12 protein-coding genes, 1 tRNA gene and 1 pseudogene are annotated in these 16,558 nt (G+C 67.8%); all 14 read right to left on the reverse strand.

What is annotated here, in order from left to right; genetic code table 11:
* Positions 1 to 89: GTP-binding protein (locus LUTJ29_RS17690; protein ID WP_032978997.1), on the reverse strand; the 89-nt coding region annotated here is incomplete at its 3' end.
* A 123-nt stretch (positions 90 to 212) separates the two neighbouring features.
* On the reverse strand, positions 213 to 2,309 hold the full coding sequence (fusA, locus tag LUTJ29_RS0114240; RefSeq protein WP_027073093.1) for an elongation factor G: 2,097 nt from the start codon (positions 2,307 to 2,309) through the stop codon (positions 213 to 215).
* 174 nt (positions 2,310 to 2,483) lie between these two features.
* Entirely contained in the window at positions 2,484 to 2,951 is a 468-nt protein-coding gene (gene rpsG, locus LUTJ29_RS0114245; RefSeq protein ID WP_027073094.1) for a 30S ribosomal protein S7, read from the reverse strand.
* Positions 2,952 to 2,961: 10 nt separating this feature from the next.
* Positions 2,962 to 3,336, reverse strand: coding sequence for a 30S ribosomal protein S12 (gene rpsL / locus LUTJ29_RS0114250; RefSeq protein ID WP_027073095.1), 375 nt, complete (start codon positions 3,334 to 3,336; stop codon positions 2,962 to 2,964).
* Between the two features lie 263 nt (positions 3,337 to 3,599).
* Entirely contained in the window at positions 3,600 to 7,859 is a 4,260-nt protein-coding gene (rpoC, locus tag LUTJ29_RS0114255) for a DNA-directed RNA polymerase subunit beta' (RefSeq protein WP_027073096.1), read from the reverse strand.
* Positions 7,860 to 7,939: 80 nt separating this feature from the next.
* Entirely contained in the window at positions 7,940 to 12,115 is a 4,176-nt protein-coding gene (gene rpoB, locus LUTJ29_RS0114260; RefSeq protein WP_027073097.1) for a DNA-directed RNA polymerase subunit beta, read from the reverse strand.
* A 395-nt stretch (positions 12,116 to 12,510) separates the two neighbouring features.
* The gene (gene rplL / locus LUTJ29_RS0114265) at positions 12,511 to 12,888 is read right to left on the reverse strand and encodes a 50S ribosomal protein L7/L12 (RefSeq protein WP_027073098.1); all 378 of its coding nucleotides are present in this window, start codon (positions 12,886 to 12,888) and stop codon (positions 12,511 to 12,513) included.
* Positions 12,889 to 12,961: 73 nt separating this feature from the next.
* A complete protein-coding gene (gene rplJ, locus LUTJ29_RS0114270; protein WP_027073099.1) occupies positions 12,962 to 13,486 on the reverse strand; it encodes a 50S ribosomal protein L10 in 525 nt (174 codons plus the stop codon).
* Positions 13,487 to 13,864: 378 nt separating this feature from the next.
* Entirely contained in the window at positions 13,865 to 14,563 is a 699-nt protein-coding gene (gene rplA / locus LUTJ29_RS0114275; RefSeq protein WP_027073100.1) for a 50S ribosomal protein L1, read from the reverse strand.
* Positions 14,564 to 14,567: 4 nt separating this feature from the next.
* Positions 14,568 to 14,996: a 50S ribosomal protein L11 gene (gene rplK, locus LUTJ29_RS0114280; protein WP_027073101.1), complete on the reverse strand. Its 429-nt coding sequence runs from the start codon at positions 14,994 to 14,996 to the stop codon at positions 14,568 to 14,570.
* A gap of 204 nt (positions 14,997 to 15,200) precedes the next feature.
* On the reverse strand, positions 15,201 to 15,773 hold the full coding sequence (nusG, locus tag LUTJ29_RS0114285) for a transcription termination/antitermination protein NusG (protein ID WP_043741652.1): 573 nt from the start codon (positions 15,771 to 15,773) through the stop codon (positions 15,201 to 15,203).
* A gap of 17 nt (positions 15,774 to 15,790) precedes the next feature.
* Positions 15,791 to 16,171 carry a preprotein translocase subunit SecE gene (secE, locus tag LUTJ29_RS0114290; RefSeq protein ID WP_027073103.1) on the reverse strand — a complete coding sequence of 127 codons (381 nt, stop codon included), beginning with the start codon at positions 16,169 to 16,171 and terminating at the stop codon, positions 15,791 to 15,793.
* Positions 16,172 to 16,190: 19 nt separating this feature from the next.
* Positions 16,191 to 16,266, reverse strand: a tRNA-Trp gene (locus tag LUTJ29_RS0114295).
* A gap of 127 nt (positions 16,267 to 16,393) precedes the next feature.
* Positions 16,394 to 16,558, reverse strand: a pseudogene (gene tuf, locus LUTJ29_RS18490) (elongation factor Tu); the annotation flags it as partial.

A 16,558-nucleotide genomic window follows, 5' to 3' on the forward strand; every position in this document is an offset into this window, starting at 1 on the left:
GCCGTCAGCGTCGTCTTGCCGTGGTCCACGTGGCCGATCGTGCCCACGTTCACGTGGGGCTTGGTGCGCTCGAACTTACCCTTTGCCATGACTGTTGCCTCTGTGATCCGTAATGGTGACTGCCGGCCCGGCGGCCGGCGGAAACGCGTTGGCGACCCGCCCGCCGCGGCCCGCGCGCCTCGCGGCCGCAGGCCCGGGGGCGGAGCATGCCCTTAGTTCTTCTTGACCACCGCCTCGGCGATGTTGGCCGGGGCCTCGGCGTAGTGGTCGAACTCCATGGTGAAGGTCGCGCGGCCCTGCGACATCGAACGCAGCTGGGTGGCGTAGCCGAACATCTCGCCCAGCGGGATCATCGCGTTGATGATCTTGCCCGACGGGCTGTCGTCCTGGCCCTGCAGGATGCCGCGGCGACGGCTCACGTCGCCCATCACGTCGCCCAGGTACTCCTCGGGGGTGACCACCTCGACCTTCATGATCGGCTCGAGCAGCACCGGGGAGGCCTTCATGAAGCCTTCCTTGAAGCCCATCGAGGCGGCGATCTTGAACGCCATTTCCGACGAGTCGACCTCGTGGTACGAACCGTCGAACAGCTTCACCTTGACGTCCACGACCGGGTAGCCGGCGAGGATGCCGTTTGCCATCGCCTCCTGGATGCCCTTGTCGACCGCCGGGATGTATTCCTTCGGCACCACGCCGCCGACGATCGCGTTCTCGAACTCGTAGCCCTTGCCCGGCTCCTGCGGCGAGATCTCGAGCCACACGTGGCCGAACTGGCCCTTGCCGCCCGACTGGCGGACGAACTTGCCTTCCTGCTTGACCGTCTTGCGGATGGTCTCGCGGTAGGCGACCTGCGGCTTGCCGACGTTGGCCTCGACGTTGAACTCGCGCTTGAGGCGGTCGACGATGATGTCCAGGTGCAGCTCGCCCATGCCCGAGATGATGGTCTGGCCCGACTCCTCGTCGGTGCGCACGCGGAAGGACGGGTCCTCCTGCGCCAGGCGACCCAGCGCCAGGCCCATCTTCTCCTGGTCGGACTTGGTCTTGGGCTCGACCGCCATCGAGATCACCGGCTCCGGGAAGGTCATGCGCTCGAGCACGATCGGCGCGTCCTGGGCGCACAGGGTGTCGCCCGTGACCACATCCTTCAGGCCGACCGCGGCGGCGATGTCGCCGGCCAGCACTTCCTTGATCTCGTCGCGCTGGTTGGAGTGCATCTGCAGCAGGCGGCCGATGCGCTCCTTCTTGCCCTTGACCGAGTTCAGCACCTGGTCGCCGGCGCTCAGGATGCCGGAGTAGACGCGGAAGAAGGTCAGCGAACCGACGAACGGGTCGGTCATGATCTTGAACGCCAGCGCCGAGAACGGGGCCTTGTCGCTGGACTCGCGGGTCAGGACCTTGGTCTCGTCGTCGACGTCCACGCCCTTGACCGGCGGCACGTCGACCGGCGACGGCAGCAGGTGCACGACGCCGTCGAGCATCGCCTGCACGCCCTTGTTCTTGAACGCCGAGCCGCAGAACATCGGCACGATCTCGGTCTTCAGGGTGCGCTCGCGCAGGCCGCGGATGATCTCCTCCTCGGTGAGCTCGCCGCCCTCGAGGTACTTGTCCATCAGCTCTTCGCTGGCCTCGGCCGCGGACTCGACCATGAACGCGCGCGCTTCCTCGGCCTGCTCCTTCAGGTTGTCCGGGATGTCCCGGTACTCGAAGTTCAGGCCCTGCGAGGCGGGATCCCAGTAGATGGCCTTCATCTTGACCAGGTCGACCACGCCCTCGAAGTTGTCCTCGGCACCGATCGGCACCTGCATCGGCACCGGGAACGCGCCCAGGCGCGACTTCAGCTGGTCGCGGACCTTGAAGAAGTTGGCGCCGGTGCGGTCCATCTTGTTGACGAACGCGATGCGCGGCACGTGGTACTTGTTGGCCTGGCGCCACACGGTCTCCGACTGCGGCTGCACGCCGCCGACCGCGCACAGCACGAACACCGCGCCGTCGAGCACGCGCAGCGAACGCTCCACCTCGATGGTGAAGTCGACGTGCCCGGGGGTGTCGATGATGTTGAAGCGGTGCTCGGGGAAGGACTTGTCCATTCCCTTCCAGAACGCGGTCGTGGCCGCCGACTGGATCGTGATGCCGCGCTCCTGCTCCTGCTCCATCCAGTCCATCGTCGCGGCGCCGTCGTGCACCTCGCCGAGCTTGTGGCTCTTGCCGGTGTAGAACAGGATGCGCTCGGACGTCGTGGTCTTGCCGGCATCGATGTGGGCCATGATGCCGAAGTTGCGGTAGCGTTCGATGGGGGTCGTGCGGGCCACGGGGATTGCCTCAGATTCGGTGCGGTGGGAAGTCCGCGCTAGGTGCGCCCGGACTGTCGCGAAGGACTCGCTTCAATGGCCGAATGCCGCCTCGCGGCGGCATCTGGACATCGCGTGCGGCAGGGCCGCGAAATGGCACCTGGCGGTGCCGTGGGGGCCGGAGGCCCCCGAAGATCACCAGCGGTAGTGCGCGAACGCCTTGTTCGCATCCGCCATGCGGTGGGTTTCCTCGCGCTTCTTGATCGCGCCGCCGCGATTCTCGGAAGCATCGATGAGTTCAGCCGCGAGCTTGCGCGGCATCGAGTTCTCGCCGCGCTTGCGGGCGGACTCGATCAGCCAGCGCATGGCCAGCGCCTGGCGGCGGGACTGGCGGACCTCGACCGGGACCTGGTAGGTGGCGCCGCCGACGCGGCGGGACTTCACCTCGACGGCCGGGGCGACGTTGCCCAGGGCCTTCTCGACCAGTTCCAGCGGGTTGCCGTTCTTCTCGCCGATGACGTCCATGGCGCCGTAGACGATCTTCTCGGCGACGGACTTCTTGCCGCTCTTCATCACCATGTTGATGAAACGGGCGATGGTCTCGCTGCCGTGCTTGGGATCGGGCAGGACCGAACGCTGCGGGGTGTTTCCTTTACGCGACATGTGATGATCCTCAGGCCTTCGGGCGCTTCGCGCCGTACTTGGAACGCGCCTGCTTGCGCTTGGTGACGCCGGCGGCGTCGAGCGCGCCGCGCACGGTGTGGTAGCGCACGCCCGGCAGGTCCTTGACGCGACCGCCGCGGATCAGCACCACGCTGTGCTCCTGCAGGTTGTGGCCCTCGCCGCCGATGTACGAGATCACCTCGTAGCCATTGGTCAGGCGCACCTTGGCCACCTTGCGAAGGGCCGAGTTCGGCTTCTTCGGGGTGGTGGTGTACACGCGGGTGCACACGCCGCGGCGCTGCGGGCAGTTGGCCAGCGCAGGCGACGGGCTCTTGTAGACGACTTGGCTGCGCGGCTTGCGCACCAGCTGGTTGATCGTTGCCATCGGTCGGAAAGGTTCTTGGGTTTCGGGGCTTGCGCCCTCGTGAAAATGACGGCAGGCGGGGGCGTACCCTGCCTGCCGAGACGGAAAAGTATAGCCCGCGCCGACGGAAACCGTCAACGCAAGCCATGCCCCGGCCCCGCTGCCACGGCGTGCCGCGGCAGGGCCCGAAAGCGCTGTTCCGCCCGTCCTGGGCCGGACACGAGGCGCTCCCTGCGCCTCATTCCGAGATCTGGGCGGGCCCTGGGGCCCGCCGGGATACTACATCAGTTGCCCGAGGGCTCCTCGCCGGGCGCCTCGGACGGGGCCGGGGCGTCCTCGAGCATGACCGCCGAGGCGTCGGCCGGGGCCTCCTCCTGGGTGGCGGGGCCGCTCAGGGTCTCGAGCTCGGAGTCGGTCAGGCCGGTGGCCCGGTTCCGGCGCCGGGTGTGGTAGGCCAAGCCGGTGCCGGCCGGGATCAGCCGGCCGACGATCACGTTCTCCTTGAGCCCGCGCAGGTGGTCGCGGGTGCCGCGGACGGCCGCCTCGGTCAGCACGCGGGTGGTCTCCTGGAACGAGGCCGCCGACAGGAACGACTCGGTCGCCAGCGAGGCCTTGGTGATGCCCAGCAGCACCGGCTCGAACTTGATCGGCAACTCGTTGCGCGACAGCAGGCGCTGGTTCTCCTCCAGCACGCGCTGGCGCTCGACCTGCTCGCCCACCAGGTAGCGGCTGTCGCCCGGGTCGGTGATCTCGACCTTGCGCAGCATCTGGCGAATGATCACCTCGATGTGCTTGTCGTTGATCTTCACGCCCTGCAGGCGGTAGACGTCCTGGATCTCCTTGGTCAGGTACGAGGCCAGCGGCTCGATGCCCAGCAGGCGCAGGATGTCCTGCGGGCTCGGCTCGCCGTCCACGATCGTCTCGCCCTTCTCCACGTGCTCGCCTTCGAACACGATGATCTGGCGGTACTTCGGGATCAGCTCCTCGTGGTCCTCGCCGTCGGCGCCCTTGATGATCAGGCGCTGCTTGCCCTTGGTGTCCTTGCCGAAGCTGACGATGCCCGACTTCTCGGCCAGGATCGCCGGATCCTTCGGCTTGCGGGCCTCGAACAGGTCGGCCACGCGCGGCAGGCCGCCGGTGATGTCGCGGGTCTTGGAGGCTTCCTGCGGGATCTTGGCGACCACGTCGCCCACGCCCACCGGGGCGCCGTCCTGCAGGTTGACGACCGAGCGCGGCGGCAGCAGGTACTGCGCCGGCAGGTCGGTGCCCGGGATGTTGAGGTCGTTGCCGTCCTTGTCGACGATGCGCACGATCGGGCGCAGGTCCTTGCCCTGCGAGCCGCGACGCTTGGGATCGGTGATCTCGCGCGAGGCCAGGCCGGTCAGCTCGTCGGTCTTCTCGATGACGGTGACGCCGTCGACGAAGTCCACGAAGCGGATGAAGCCCGCCACCTCGGACACGATCGGGTGGTTGTGCGGATCCCAGTTGGCGACCGTCTGGCCGGCCTTGATCTCGGCGCCGTCCGGCACCGCCACGGTCGCGCCGTACGGAAGCTTGTAGCGTTCGCGCTCGCGGCCGTGCGGGTCGAGCACCGACAGCTCGCCCGAACGCGAGACCACGGTCAGGTGGCCGGCCGCGTGCTGCACGGTCTTGAGGTTGTTGAACTTGATCGTGCCGGTCGTCTTGACCGTGATGCTGTCGATCGCCGCCGCACGCGAGGCCGCGCCGCCGATGTGGAAGGTCCGCATCGTCAGCTGGGTACCCGGCTCGCCGATCGACTGCGCGGCGACCACGCCCACGGCCTCGCCCAGGTTCACCAGGTGGCCACGGCCAAGGTCGCGGCCGTAGCACTGCGCGCACACGCCGAAGGCGCTTTCGCAGGTGATGGTCGAGCGCACCTTGACCGACGGGACGCCGGCCTCCTCGAGCTTCTGCACCCACGCCTCGTCGAGGAGCGTGTTGCGGGTGACCAGCGGATCCTCGTCGTTGCCCGGCAGGAACACGTCCTCGGCCACCACACGGCCGAGCACGCGGTCGCGCAGCGGCTCGACCACGTCGCCGCCTTCGACGATCGGGGTCATGGTCAGGCCACGCAGGGTGCCGCAGTCGTGCTCGGTGATGACCACGTCCTGGGCGACGTCGACCAGGCGGCGGGTCAGGTAGCCCGAGTTGGCGGTCTTGAGCGCGGTGTCGGCCAGGCCCTTGCGCGCGCCGTGGGTCGAAATGAAGTACTGCTGGACGTCCAGGCCCTCGCGGAAGTTCGAGGTGATCGGGGTCTCGATGATCGAGCCGTCCGGCTTGGCCATCAGGCCGCGCATGCCGGCCAACTGGCGGATCTGCGCCTGCGAACCACGCGCGCCCGAGTCGGCCATGATGAAGATCGAGTTCATCGACTTCTGCTGGACCTGCTCGCCCTTGGCGTTGGTCACGACCTCGGTGCCGATGGTGTCCATCATCGCCTTGGCCACGCGCTCGTTGGTGCGCGACCAGATGTCGACCACCTTGTTGTAGCGCTCGCCGGCGGTCACCAGGCCCGACTGGTACTGCTGCTGGATCTCCAGCACCTCGGCCTCGGCCTCGGCCAGGATGTCCTTCTTCTCGGCCGGGATGGTCATGTCGTCGATGCCGATCGACACGCCCGCGCGGGTGGCGAAGCCGAAGCCGGTGTACATCAGCTTGTCGGCGAACACCACGGTGTCCTTCAGGCCCAGCTGGCGGTAGCAGCTGTTGATCAGGCGCGAGATGTTCTTCTTGGTCAGCTCGGTGTTGACCAGCGCGAACGGCAGGCCGTCGGGCAGGATCTCGGCCAGCAGCGCGCGTCCGACCGTGGTGTCCACGATCGAGGTCTTCTTCTCGCGCGACCCGTCCTCGCCGATCACCGTCTCGGTGACGCGCACCTTGACCTTGGCGTGCAGCGCGGCGACGCGGTTGTCGTAGGCGCGGCGGACCTCGGCCACGTTGGCGAACACCATGCCCTCGCCCGGCACGTTCTCCAGGGCGCGGGTCATGTAGTACAGGCCGAGCACCACGTCCTGCGACGGCACGATGATCGGCTCGCCGTTGGCGGGCGACAGGATGTTGTTGGTCGACATCATCAGCGCTCGCGCTTCCAGCTGGGCCTCGAGGCTCAGCGGGACGTGCACGGCCATCTGGTCGCCGTCGAAGTCGGCGTTGAACGCGGTGCAGACCAGCGGGTGCAGCTGGATCGCCTTGCCCTCGATCAGCACCGGCTCGAACGCCTGGATGCCCAGGCGGTGCAGGGTCGGCGCGCGGTTGAGCAGCACCGGATGCTCGCGGATGACTTCCTCGAGGATGTCCCAGACCTCCGGCTCCTCGCGCTCGACCAGCTTCTTGGCCGCCTTGATGGTGGTGGCCAGCCCGCGACGCTGCAGCTTGGAGAAGATGAACGGCTTGAACAGCTCGAGCGCCATCTTCTTCGGCAGGCCGCATTCGTGCAGGCGCAGGGTCGGGCCGACCACGATGACCGAACGGCCCGAGTAGTCGACGCGCTTGCCGAGCAGGTTCTGGCGGAACCGGCCCTGCTTGCCCTTGATCATGTCGGCCAGCGACTTGAGCGGACGCTTGTTGGTGCCGGTGATGGCGCGGCCGCGGCGGCCGTTGTCCATCAGCGCGTCCACCGCCTCCTGCAGCATGCGCTTCTCGTTGCGCACGATGATGTCGGGCGCGTTGAGCTCGAGCAGGCGGCGCAGGCGGTTGTTGCGGTTGATGACGCGGCGATAGAGGTCGTTGAGGTCGGAGGTCGCGAAGCGGCCGCCGTCCAGCGGGACCAGCGGGCGCAGGTCGGGCGGCAGCACCGGCAGCACGGTCAGCACCATCCATTCGGGACGGTTGCCGGACTCGACGAACGCCTCGATCAGCTTGATCCGCTTGGTCAGGCGCTTGAGCTTGGTCTCCGAACCGGTCGCGGCGATCTCCTCCTTGAGCTTGAGGATCTCGGCCTGCAGGTCGATGGTGCGCAGCAGGTCGTAGACCGCCTCGGCGCCCATCGCGGCGTCGAAGTCGTCGCCGTGCTCCTGGCGCGCCTGCATGTACTGCTCCTCGGTGAGCAGCTGGCCGCGCTCCATCGGGGTCAGGCCCGGCTCGGTGACCACGAACGCCTCGAAGTAGAGGATGCGCTCGATGTCGCGCAGGGTCATGTCGAGCATCAGGCCGATGCGCGACGGCAGCGACTTCAGGAACCAGATGTGGGCGACCGGCGAAGCCAGGTCGATGTGGCCCATGCGCTCGCGGCGGACCTTGGCCAGGGTGACCTCGGTGCCGCACTTCTCGCAGACCACGCCGCGGTGCTTCATGCGCTTGTACTTGCCGCACAGGCACTCGTAGTCCTTCACCGGCCCGAAGATGGCGGCGCAGAACAGGCCGTCGCGCTCGGGCTTGAAGGTGCGGTAGTTGATGGTCTCGGGCTTCTTCACCTCGCCATAGGACCACGAACGGATCAGGTCCGGCGACGCCAGCCCGATCTTGATCGCGTCGAAGTCGGGCGTCTGCCGCTGCTGGTTGAAGAGGTTGAGCAAATCTTTCATGTCGTTCTCCGGGGTTGAGGGACTGCTGGCGGAACCGTTGACCGCGCGGGAAGGGGCGTGCCCTGCCCGCGCGCGGCGCCTCAGTGCTCCTCAAGCTCCATGTTGATGGCCAGCGAGCGGATTTCCTTGACCAGCACGTTGAAGGACTCCGGCATGCCGGCGACCATCTCGTACTCGCCATCGACGATGTTCTTGTACATCTGGTTGCGGCCCTGCACGTCGTCGGACTTCACCGTCAGCATTTCCTGCATGGTGTAGGCCGCGCCGTAGGCCTCCAGCGCCCACATCTCCATCTCGCCGAAGCGCTGGCCGCCGAACTGGGCCTTGCCGCCCAGCGGCTGCTGGGTGACCAGCGAGTACGGGCCGGTGGAACGCGCGTGCATCTTGTCGTCGACCAGGTGGTTGAGCTTCAGCATGTGCATGTAGCCCACCGTGACCTTGCGCTCGAACGCCTCGCCGGTGCGGCCGTCGAAGAGCTGGGTCTGGCCGCTGGTCGGCAGGTCGGCGAGCTCGAGCATCTTCTTGATCTCGGCCTCGGTCGCGCCGTCGAACACCGGGGTGGCCATCGGCACGCCTTCGACCAGGTTCCTGGCCAGGTCGATCAGCTCCTCGTCGCTGAACTGCGAGAGGTCGACGCGCTGGGCCAGCAGCTCCTGGTCGTGGTTGTAGATCTGGTCGAGGAACTTGCGCAGCTCGGACACGTTGGCCTGCGCCTGCAGCATGCGGTCGATCTTGCGGCCCAGGCCCTTCGCGGCCCAACCCAGGTGGGTCTCGAGGATCTGGCCGATGTTCATGCGGCTCGGCACGCCCAGCGGGTTGAGCACGATGTCGACGGTGGTGCCGTCGGCCATGTAGGGCATGTCCTCGACCGGCACGATCGTGGACACCACGCCCTTGTTGCCGTGGCGGCCGGCCATCTTGTCGCCGGGCTGGATGCGGCGCTTCACGGCCAGGTAGACCTTGACCATCTTCAGCACGCCCGGTGCGAGGTCGTCGCCCTGGGTGATCTTGGCGCGCTTGTCGGCGAAGCGCTTCTCGAACTCCTTCTCGTGCGCCTCGATCTGCTTCTGCGCGCGCTCGATCGCCTCGGCGGCGTCCTCGTCCTTCATCCGCAGCTGGAACCAGTCGGACTTCTTCAGCCCGTCGAGCACCAGCGAGGTGACGGTGTCGCCCTTCTTCACGCCAGGCCCGCCGAGCGCGACCTTGCCGATCAGCTGCGAACGCAGGCGGTCGTAGATCGCGGCCTCGAGGATCCGGAACTGGTCGTCGAAGTCCTTCTTGACGCGCTTGATCTCGCTTTCCTCGATCTGCTTGGCGCGCTTGTCCTTCTCGATGCCGTCGCGGGTGAAGACCTGCACGTCGATGACGGTGCCGTCCATGCCCGGCGGCACGCGCAGCGAGCTGTCCTTCACGTCGGAGGCCTTCTCGCCGAAGATCGCGCGCAGCAGCTTCTCCTCGGGGGTCAGCTGGCTCTCGCCCTTGGGCGTGACCTTGCCGACCAGGATGTCGCCGGCGCGGACCTCGGCGCCGATGTACACCACGCCCGACTCGTCGAGGCGGTTGAGCGCCTGCTCGGAGACGTTCGGAATGTCGGCCGAGATCTCCTCCGGGCCCAGCTTGGTGTCGCGGGCGACGCAGGTCAGTTCCTCGATGTGGATCGTGGTGTAGCGGTCCTCCTGGACCACGCGCTCCGAGAGCAGGATCGAGTCCTCGAAGTTGTAGCCGTTCCAGGGCATGAACGCGACCAGCATGTTCTGGCCCAGCGCCAGCTCGCCCAGGTCGGTCGAGGGGCCGTCGGCCAGCACGTCGCCGCGCGCGACCACGTCGCCCACGTTCACCAGCGGGGTCTGGTTGATGCAGGTGTTCTGGTTGGAGCGGGTGTACTTGATCAGGTTGTAGATGTCGACGCCGGCGTCGGTCTCGCCCGAGATCTCGTCCTCGTTGACCTTGACCACGATGCGGGCCGCGTCGATCTGCTCGATCACGCCGCCGCGGCGCGCGTTCACGGTCACGCCCGAGTCGCGCGCCACGGCGCGCTCGATGCCGGTGCCCACCAGCGGCTTCTCGGCGCGCAGCGTCGGCACCGCCTGGCGCTGCATGTTCGCGCCCATCAGCGCGCGGTTGGCGTCGTCGTGCTCGAGGAACGGCACCAGCGCGGCCGCGACCGACACGGTCTGCATCGGCGAGACGTCCATGTAGTGGACCTCGCTCGGCGGCTTGAGCAGGTTCTCGCCCTGGAACCGGCAGGACACGAACTGCGCGGTGAGGTTGCCCTCGGCATCGCGCGGCGCGTTGGCCTGGGCGATGACGAACTCGTTCTCCTCGATCGCCGACAGGTACTCGATCTCGTCGGTGACCTTGCCGTCCACGACCTTGCGGTACGGGGTCTCGAGGAATCCGTAGCGGTTGGTGCGGGCGAACACCGCCAGCGAGTTGATCAGGCCGATGTTCGGGCCTTCAGGGGTCTCGATGGTGCAGACGCGGCCATAGTGGGTCGGGTGCACGTCGCGCACCTCGAAGCCGGCGCGCTCGCGGGTCAGGCCGCCCGGGCCCAGCGCCGAGACGCGGCGCTTGTGGGTGACCTCCGACAGCGGGTTGTTCTGGTCCATGAACTGCGACAGCTGCGAGGAGCCGAAGAACTCCTTGACCGCGGCCGCGACCGGCTTGGCGTTGATCAGCTCCTGCGGGGTCAGGCCATCGGCCTCGGCCATGGTCAGGCGCTCGCGCACGGCGCGCTCGACGCGGACCAGGCCCACGCGGAACACGTTCTCGGCCATCTCGCCGACCGAACGCACGCGGCGGTTGCCGAGGTGGTCGATGTCGTCCACCTGGCCGCGGCCGTTGCGGATCTCGCACAGCACCTTGATCACGTCCAGGATGTCGGACATGTCGCCGTACTGCTCGCGCATGCGCACGGACTCCTCGTCCTTGCGCTCGGCGAAGTACTTGGCGTCGTACAGTACCGGCGAGCCGGTCACCTCGCGGCGGCCGAGGCGGCGGTTGAACTTCATCCGGCCCACGGCCGACAGGTCGTAGCGCTCGAACGAGAAGAACAGGTTGTGGAACAGGTTCTGCGCGGCGTCCTTGGTCGGCGGCTCGCCCGGGCGCATCATGCGGTAGATCTCGACCAGCGCGTCGAGCTGGGTCTTGGTCGGGTCCACGCGCAGGGTGTTGGACAGGTACGGACCGCGGTCGAGGTCGTTGGTCCAGATCGTGCCGATGGCGTCGATGCCGGCCTTGCGCAGCGCCTGCAGGGTCTCCTCGGTGATCTCGTCGTTGGCCGAGGCGATCAGCTCGCCGGTCGAGGCGTCGACGACGTCGTGGGAGAGCACGCGGCCGACCAGGTACTCGTCCGGCACCGCGAGCGCGGTGATGCCCGAGGCCTCGAGCTGGCGCACGTGGCGCGCGGTGATGCGCTTGCCGGCCTCGACGATCACCTTCTCGCCGTCGGACAGGTCGAAGTTCAGGGTCTCGCCGCGCAGGCGCTCGGGCACCAGCTCCAGCTGCACGCCCTCGCCTTCCGGCAGGATGTGGAAGGTGTTGATCTCGAAGAACTCGTTGAGCATCTCCTCGTTGGAGTAGCCCAGCGCGCGCAGCAGCACCGAGACCGGCAGCTTGCGGCGGCGGTCGATGCGGGTGTACAGCGCGTCCTTCGGGTCGAACTCGAAGTCCAGCCACGAGCCGCGGTAGGGGATCACGCGGGCCGAGAACAGCAGCTTGCCCGAGCTGTGGGTCTTGCCGCGGTCGTGGTCGAAGAACACGCCCGGCGAACGGTGCAGCTGGGAGACGATGACGCGCTCGGTGCCGTTGACGATGAAGGTGCCGTTCTCGGTCATGAGCGGGATCTCGCCCATGTACACCTCCTGCTCCTTCACGTACTTGATCGCCTTGCTCGACGACTCGCGGTCGTAGATCACCAGGCGCACGGTCACGCGCAGCGGCGCGCCGTAGCTCATGCCGCGCTGGCGGCACTCGCGCTCGTCGAACACCGGCTCGCCGAGCTTGTAGCCGACGTACTCCAGCGCCGCGTAGCCGTTGTAGCTGACGATCGGGAACACCGACTTGAGCGCCGCGTGCAGGCCCTTGTCCTCGCGCTTGCCCGGCTCGACGTCCGCCTGCAGGAATTCGCGGTAGGAATCGACCTGGATCGCGAGCAGGAACGGCACCTCGAGGATCGAGCGGCGCTTGCCGAAGTTCTTGCGGATGCGCTTCTTCTCGGTGAACGAGTATTCCGACTTGAGCTGGGTAGTCGTCATGGGGGGCTGATGCCTCGGTCTTGGGCCCGCGCGGGCGCGCGCCCGGGATAACGGATAGTTGTCACTGGACAGTCGCTGGTATTGCCGGCACCAGCACGCCCTCTCCTGCTACTGACCACTGACAACTGCTGAGCGTCGGTCGCGTGGCCGGCCCGGATCCCGGGCACCGCCACCGCCGCCGCCTTACAACGACCGAAGGCCGGGGACGCCAGTCCCCAGCCTCGGGTCCCACCTGCGCCCCCGCCGGGGCGGGAACGCGGTGGATGCTGCTTCGATTTGCTCTCGGTTGAGGGCCAATCTTTTCCTCTTGCCGGTCCCGCCGGGGGGCGGGAGCCGCCCCGCGGCGCGGGGTCGAAGCGGGCCGGGTCCGTGCGCCGGGCGCACGGACCGCGGGATCACTTGACCTCGACGGTCGCGCCGGCGGCTTCCAGGTCCTTCTTGATCTTCTCGGCGTCTTCCTTCGAAGCGCCTTCCTTCACGGTGCCGCCGGCCTCGGTGAGGTCCTTGGCTTCCTTCAGGCCCAGGCCGGTGATCGCGCGGACCACCTTGATGACCTCGACCTTCTTCTCGCCGGCCGACTTCAGGACGACGGTGAACTCGGTCTGCTCCTCGGCCGGCGCGGCGGCGGCGCCAGCGGCCGGGCCGGCGGCCACGGCGACCGGGGCGGCGGCGGAGACGCCGAACTTCTCTTCAAAAGCCTTGACCAGCTCCATCACCTCGACGAGGGTCTTGCTGCCGATGGCTTCCAGGATTTGCTCGTTGGAAAGGGACATTGTGATTACCTTGACTGATTGGTTCGTATGACGATCGGATCGATGGCGTTGCGAACGGGACTCAACCCGGACTTCAGGCAGCCTTCTGCTGGCCGACCGCGTTGATCACGCGGGCGGTCTGCGCGGCGGGCTCGGCGAGCACGCGGGCCAGCATGGTGGCCGGCTGCGCGATCAGGCCCACCAGCATGGCCAGGGCCTGCTCGCGGGTCGGCAGAGACGCCAGGACATCCACGTGGGAGCCCGGGTACTTCTGCCCACCCAGCGAAACCAGGCGCGGCTTCAGCTTGTCGGCGGTCTTGGCGAAGTCCTTGATGAGGCGGCCGGCGGCGCCGGGGTCTTCCTGCGAGAAGGCGAACAGCAGCGGGCCGGTCAGCTCGTCCTGGATGACGGCGTAATCGGTCCCTTCCACCGCGCGCGAGACCAGCGTGTTCTTGGCAACCTTCAGGAACACGCCCGCCTGGCGGGCCTTCTTGCGCAAGTCGGTCAACTGCTCGACCGTGAGACCCGCGTATTCCGCGGCGACCAGCGAGTGCGCCTTGGCGGCGACCTCGGCCAGTTCGGCAACGACTTCCTTCTTCTGGTTCAGATTCAGAGCCATTGCGCTTCCTCTCTTGCTTCAATTCCGCCCCGGCGCGTCTACGCCGGGACAGGCCATGGTCCGCATCGATCCTTCGACGCGGGGAACGCCCTGGGAGGCGTTCCATCTGGCGGCCGTTTTCCAGGAACCGGTAGAACCAATCACTGGAGGGCGGCAACCATCTGCGCAGGCCCTTTCGTGCTTTCGCAGTCCGGGATTAAGCGGTCTGGCCCACAGCGGCGGCGATTCCGTGCCATTCCGAGCTTCCGTGCCCGTCGCCGCTGCGGCGTCGACCGCGCCTGCGGTCTTTGACGGCTCCGGCCCGGGCTCACGCCCGCGCCGGTGCCCCCAAAACTTGCTGCCCGGGCGTCGCGCGAACCGCGCCGCCCGGGAGGTACATCACTTCAGGTTGAGCGAGGACTGGTCGACGGTGACGCCGGGGCCCATCGTCGAGCTGATCGAGACCTTCTGCAGGTACTGGCCCTTGGCCGTGGCCGGCTTGGCCTTGATCAGGTCGGCCAGCAGGGCCTGCAGGTTCTCCTTCAGGCGCTCAGGCTCGAAGTCGGCCTTGCCGATCGTGCAGTGGATGATGCCGGCCTTGTCGGTGCGGTAGCGCACCTGGCCGCCCTTGGCGTTCTTCACCGCCTCGCCGGGGTTCGGGGACACGGTGCCGACCTTCGGGTTCGGCATCAGGCCACGCGGGCCCAGCACGGTGCCGAGCTTGCCGACCACGCGCATCGCGTCGGGGGTCGCGATGACCACGTCGTAGTTCAGCTCGCCGGCCTGCATGCGCTCGGCCAGGTCCTCCATGCCCACCGCGTCGGCGCCGGCGGCCAGGGCCTCGTCGGCCTTGGCGCCCTGCGGCGCGAACACGGCCACGCGCACGGTCTTGCCGGTGCCCTGCGGCAGCACGGTCGAGCCGCGCACCTGCTGGTCCGACTTCCTCGCGTCGACGCCGAGGCGGACGGCGACGTCCACGGCCTCGACGAACTTCGCCTTGCTGTGCTCCCTGACGATCTTCAGTGCTTCGTCGATGGGGTACGCCTTGCCGGGCTGCACCGCTTCCTTGATCGCCTTCTGTCGCTTGGTCAGTGCCATGTCCTCAGCCCTCCACCACCAGGCCCATCGAACGGGCGGAGCCCGCGATGGTGCGCACGGCCGCGTCCAGGTCGGCGGCGGTCAGATCGGGTTCCTTCGCCTTGGCGATGTCCTCGAGCTGGGCGCGGGTGACCTTGCCCACCTTCTCGGTGTTCGGGCGCTTGGAGCCGGAGGTGATGCCGGCCGCCTTCTTCAGCAGCACCGTGGCCGGGGGGCTCTTGGTGACGAAGGTGAAGGTGCGGTCGGAGTACGCGGTGATGACGACCGGGATCGGCAGGCCCGGCTCGAGCTTCTGGGTGGCGGCGTTGAACGCCTTGCAGAACTCCATGATGTTCAGGCCGCGCTGGCCGAGCGCGGGGCCGACGGGCGGGGACGGATTGGCCTGCCCGGCCTTGACCTGCAGCTTGATGTAGCCGATGACTTTCTTTGCCATGGTGCTTGGACTCTCCGGGTGCTAGCGCCGTTCAGGCTCCCCATCGGGCCGGGAAATTCACGCGTCCCGGCGTCGCGGTGCCCCGACCGCACGAAAGGCCGCCATCGCGGCGGCCAGCGCTGTCACCCGGCATCCCGGGGCGGGGAGCCGGCTAGTATAGCGGGTTCCCGGGCGTTTGGGCAGCCCGTCCCGGCCAGGCGGGGGTCAGGCCTTCTCGACCTGGCCGAATTCCAGCTCCACCGGGGTGGAGCGGCCGAAGATGAGCACGGCCACGCGCAGGCGGCTCTTCTCGTAGTTGACCTCTTCGACCACGCCGTTGAAGTCGTTGAACGGACCGTCGATGACCCGGACCATCTGGCCCGGCTCGAACAGGACCTTCGGGCGCGGCTTCTCGACCCCTTCCTGGACCCGGTCGAGGATGGCCGCGGCCTCCTCGTCGCGGATCGGCAACGGCCGGTCGGCGGTGCCGCCGATGAAGCCCATCACCTTCGGGGTCTCCTTGACCAGGTGCCAGCACTCGCTGTCGATCCGGGGAATCCCGTTGTCGTCATGGGTGGCGATCTGGACCAGGACGTAGCCGGGGAAGAACTTGCGCTCGGAGCGGCGCTTCTGGCCGGAGCGCATCTCCACCACTTCCTCGGTCGGGACCAGCACGTCGCCGAAGCGGTCCTGCATCTCCGCACGGGCGATGCGGTCGCGGAGGGCCTGCGCCACCGACTTCTCGAAGCCGGAGTACGCGTGCACCACATACCAACGCTTGACGCCTTGCGCTTCCATCGGGCCCGTACTCTCCGTCATTGGGCAAGGAACAGCTTGACCAGCCACTGGATGATCGTGTCGAAGCCGGCCAGCAGCAGCGCGATGATGACCACGACCACCATCACGATCCAGGTCATGCGCATGGCTTCCTGGCGCGTCGGCCAGACCACCTTGCGCAGTTCGAAGCGCGACTCGTACAGGAACTCGCGGGTCTGGTGCCCCTTGGCGGTGGTCAGGAACACCGCCAGGCCGGCCACCACGCCCACCATGACCGCGGCGATCCGGGCAGCGCCGGGCCACTGGCCGTCGAACCAGTAGAACGCGAACACACCCGCCGCGACCAGCAGCAGCGCCAGCGCGTACCTGACCATGTCGCCCGCGGACGCGGACCCGGGTTGTTCGACTCTGCTGTTCACTCGACTCGCTACTCTGGGATGGCACGCCAGGAGGGACTCGAACCCCCAACCTGCGGTTTTGGAGACCGCTGCTCTGCCAATTGAGCTACTGGCGTACGGATTCGTTCCGTTTTCCGGAAAAGGCAACGGCGGCTTGCGCCGCCTTGCCCGGTTCCGGGCCGGTCGCCGGGCCTGGGAGCCCGGCGTCCGGTTCACGGCCCCGCCGTCGCGGGGCCCGGGTGCTTACCTGATGATCTTCGACACCACGCCGGCGCCGACCGTGCGGCCGCCCTCGCGGATCGCGAACCGCAGGCCCTCGTCCATCGCGATCGGGTTGATCAGCGACACCGACATCTTCACGTTGTCGCCCGGCATCACCATCTCCGTGCCCTCCGGCAGCGTCACCGC

It is taken from the genome of Luteimonas sp. J29, assembly GCF_000472505.1.
GTDB lineage: Bacteria > Pseudomonadota > Gammaproteobacteria > Xanthomonadales > Xanthomonadaceae > Luteimonas.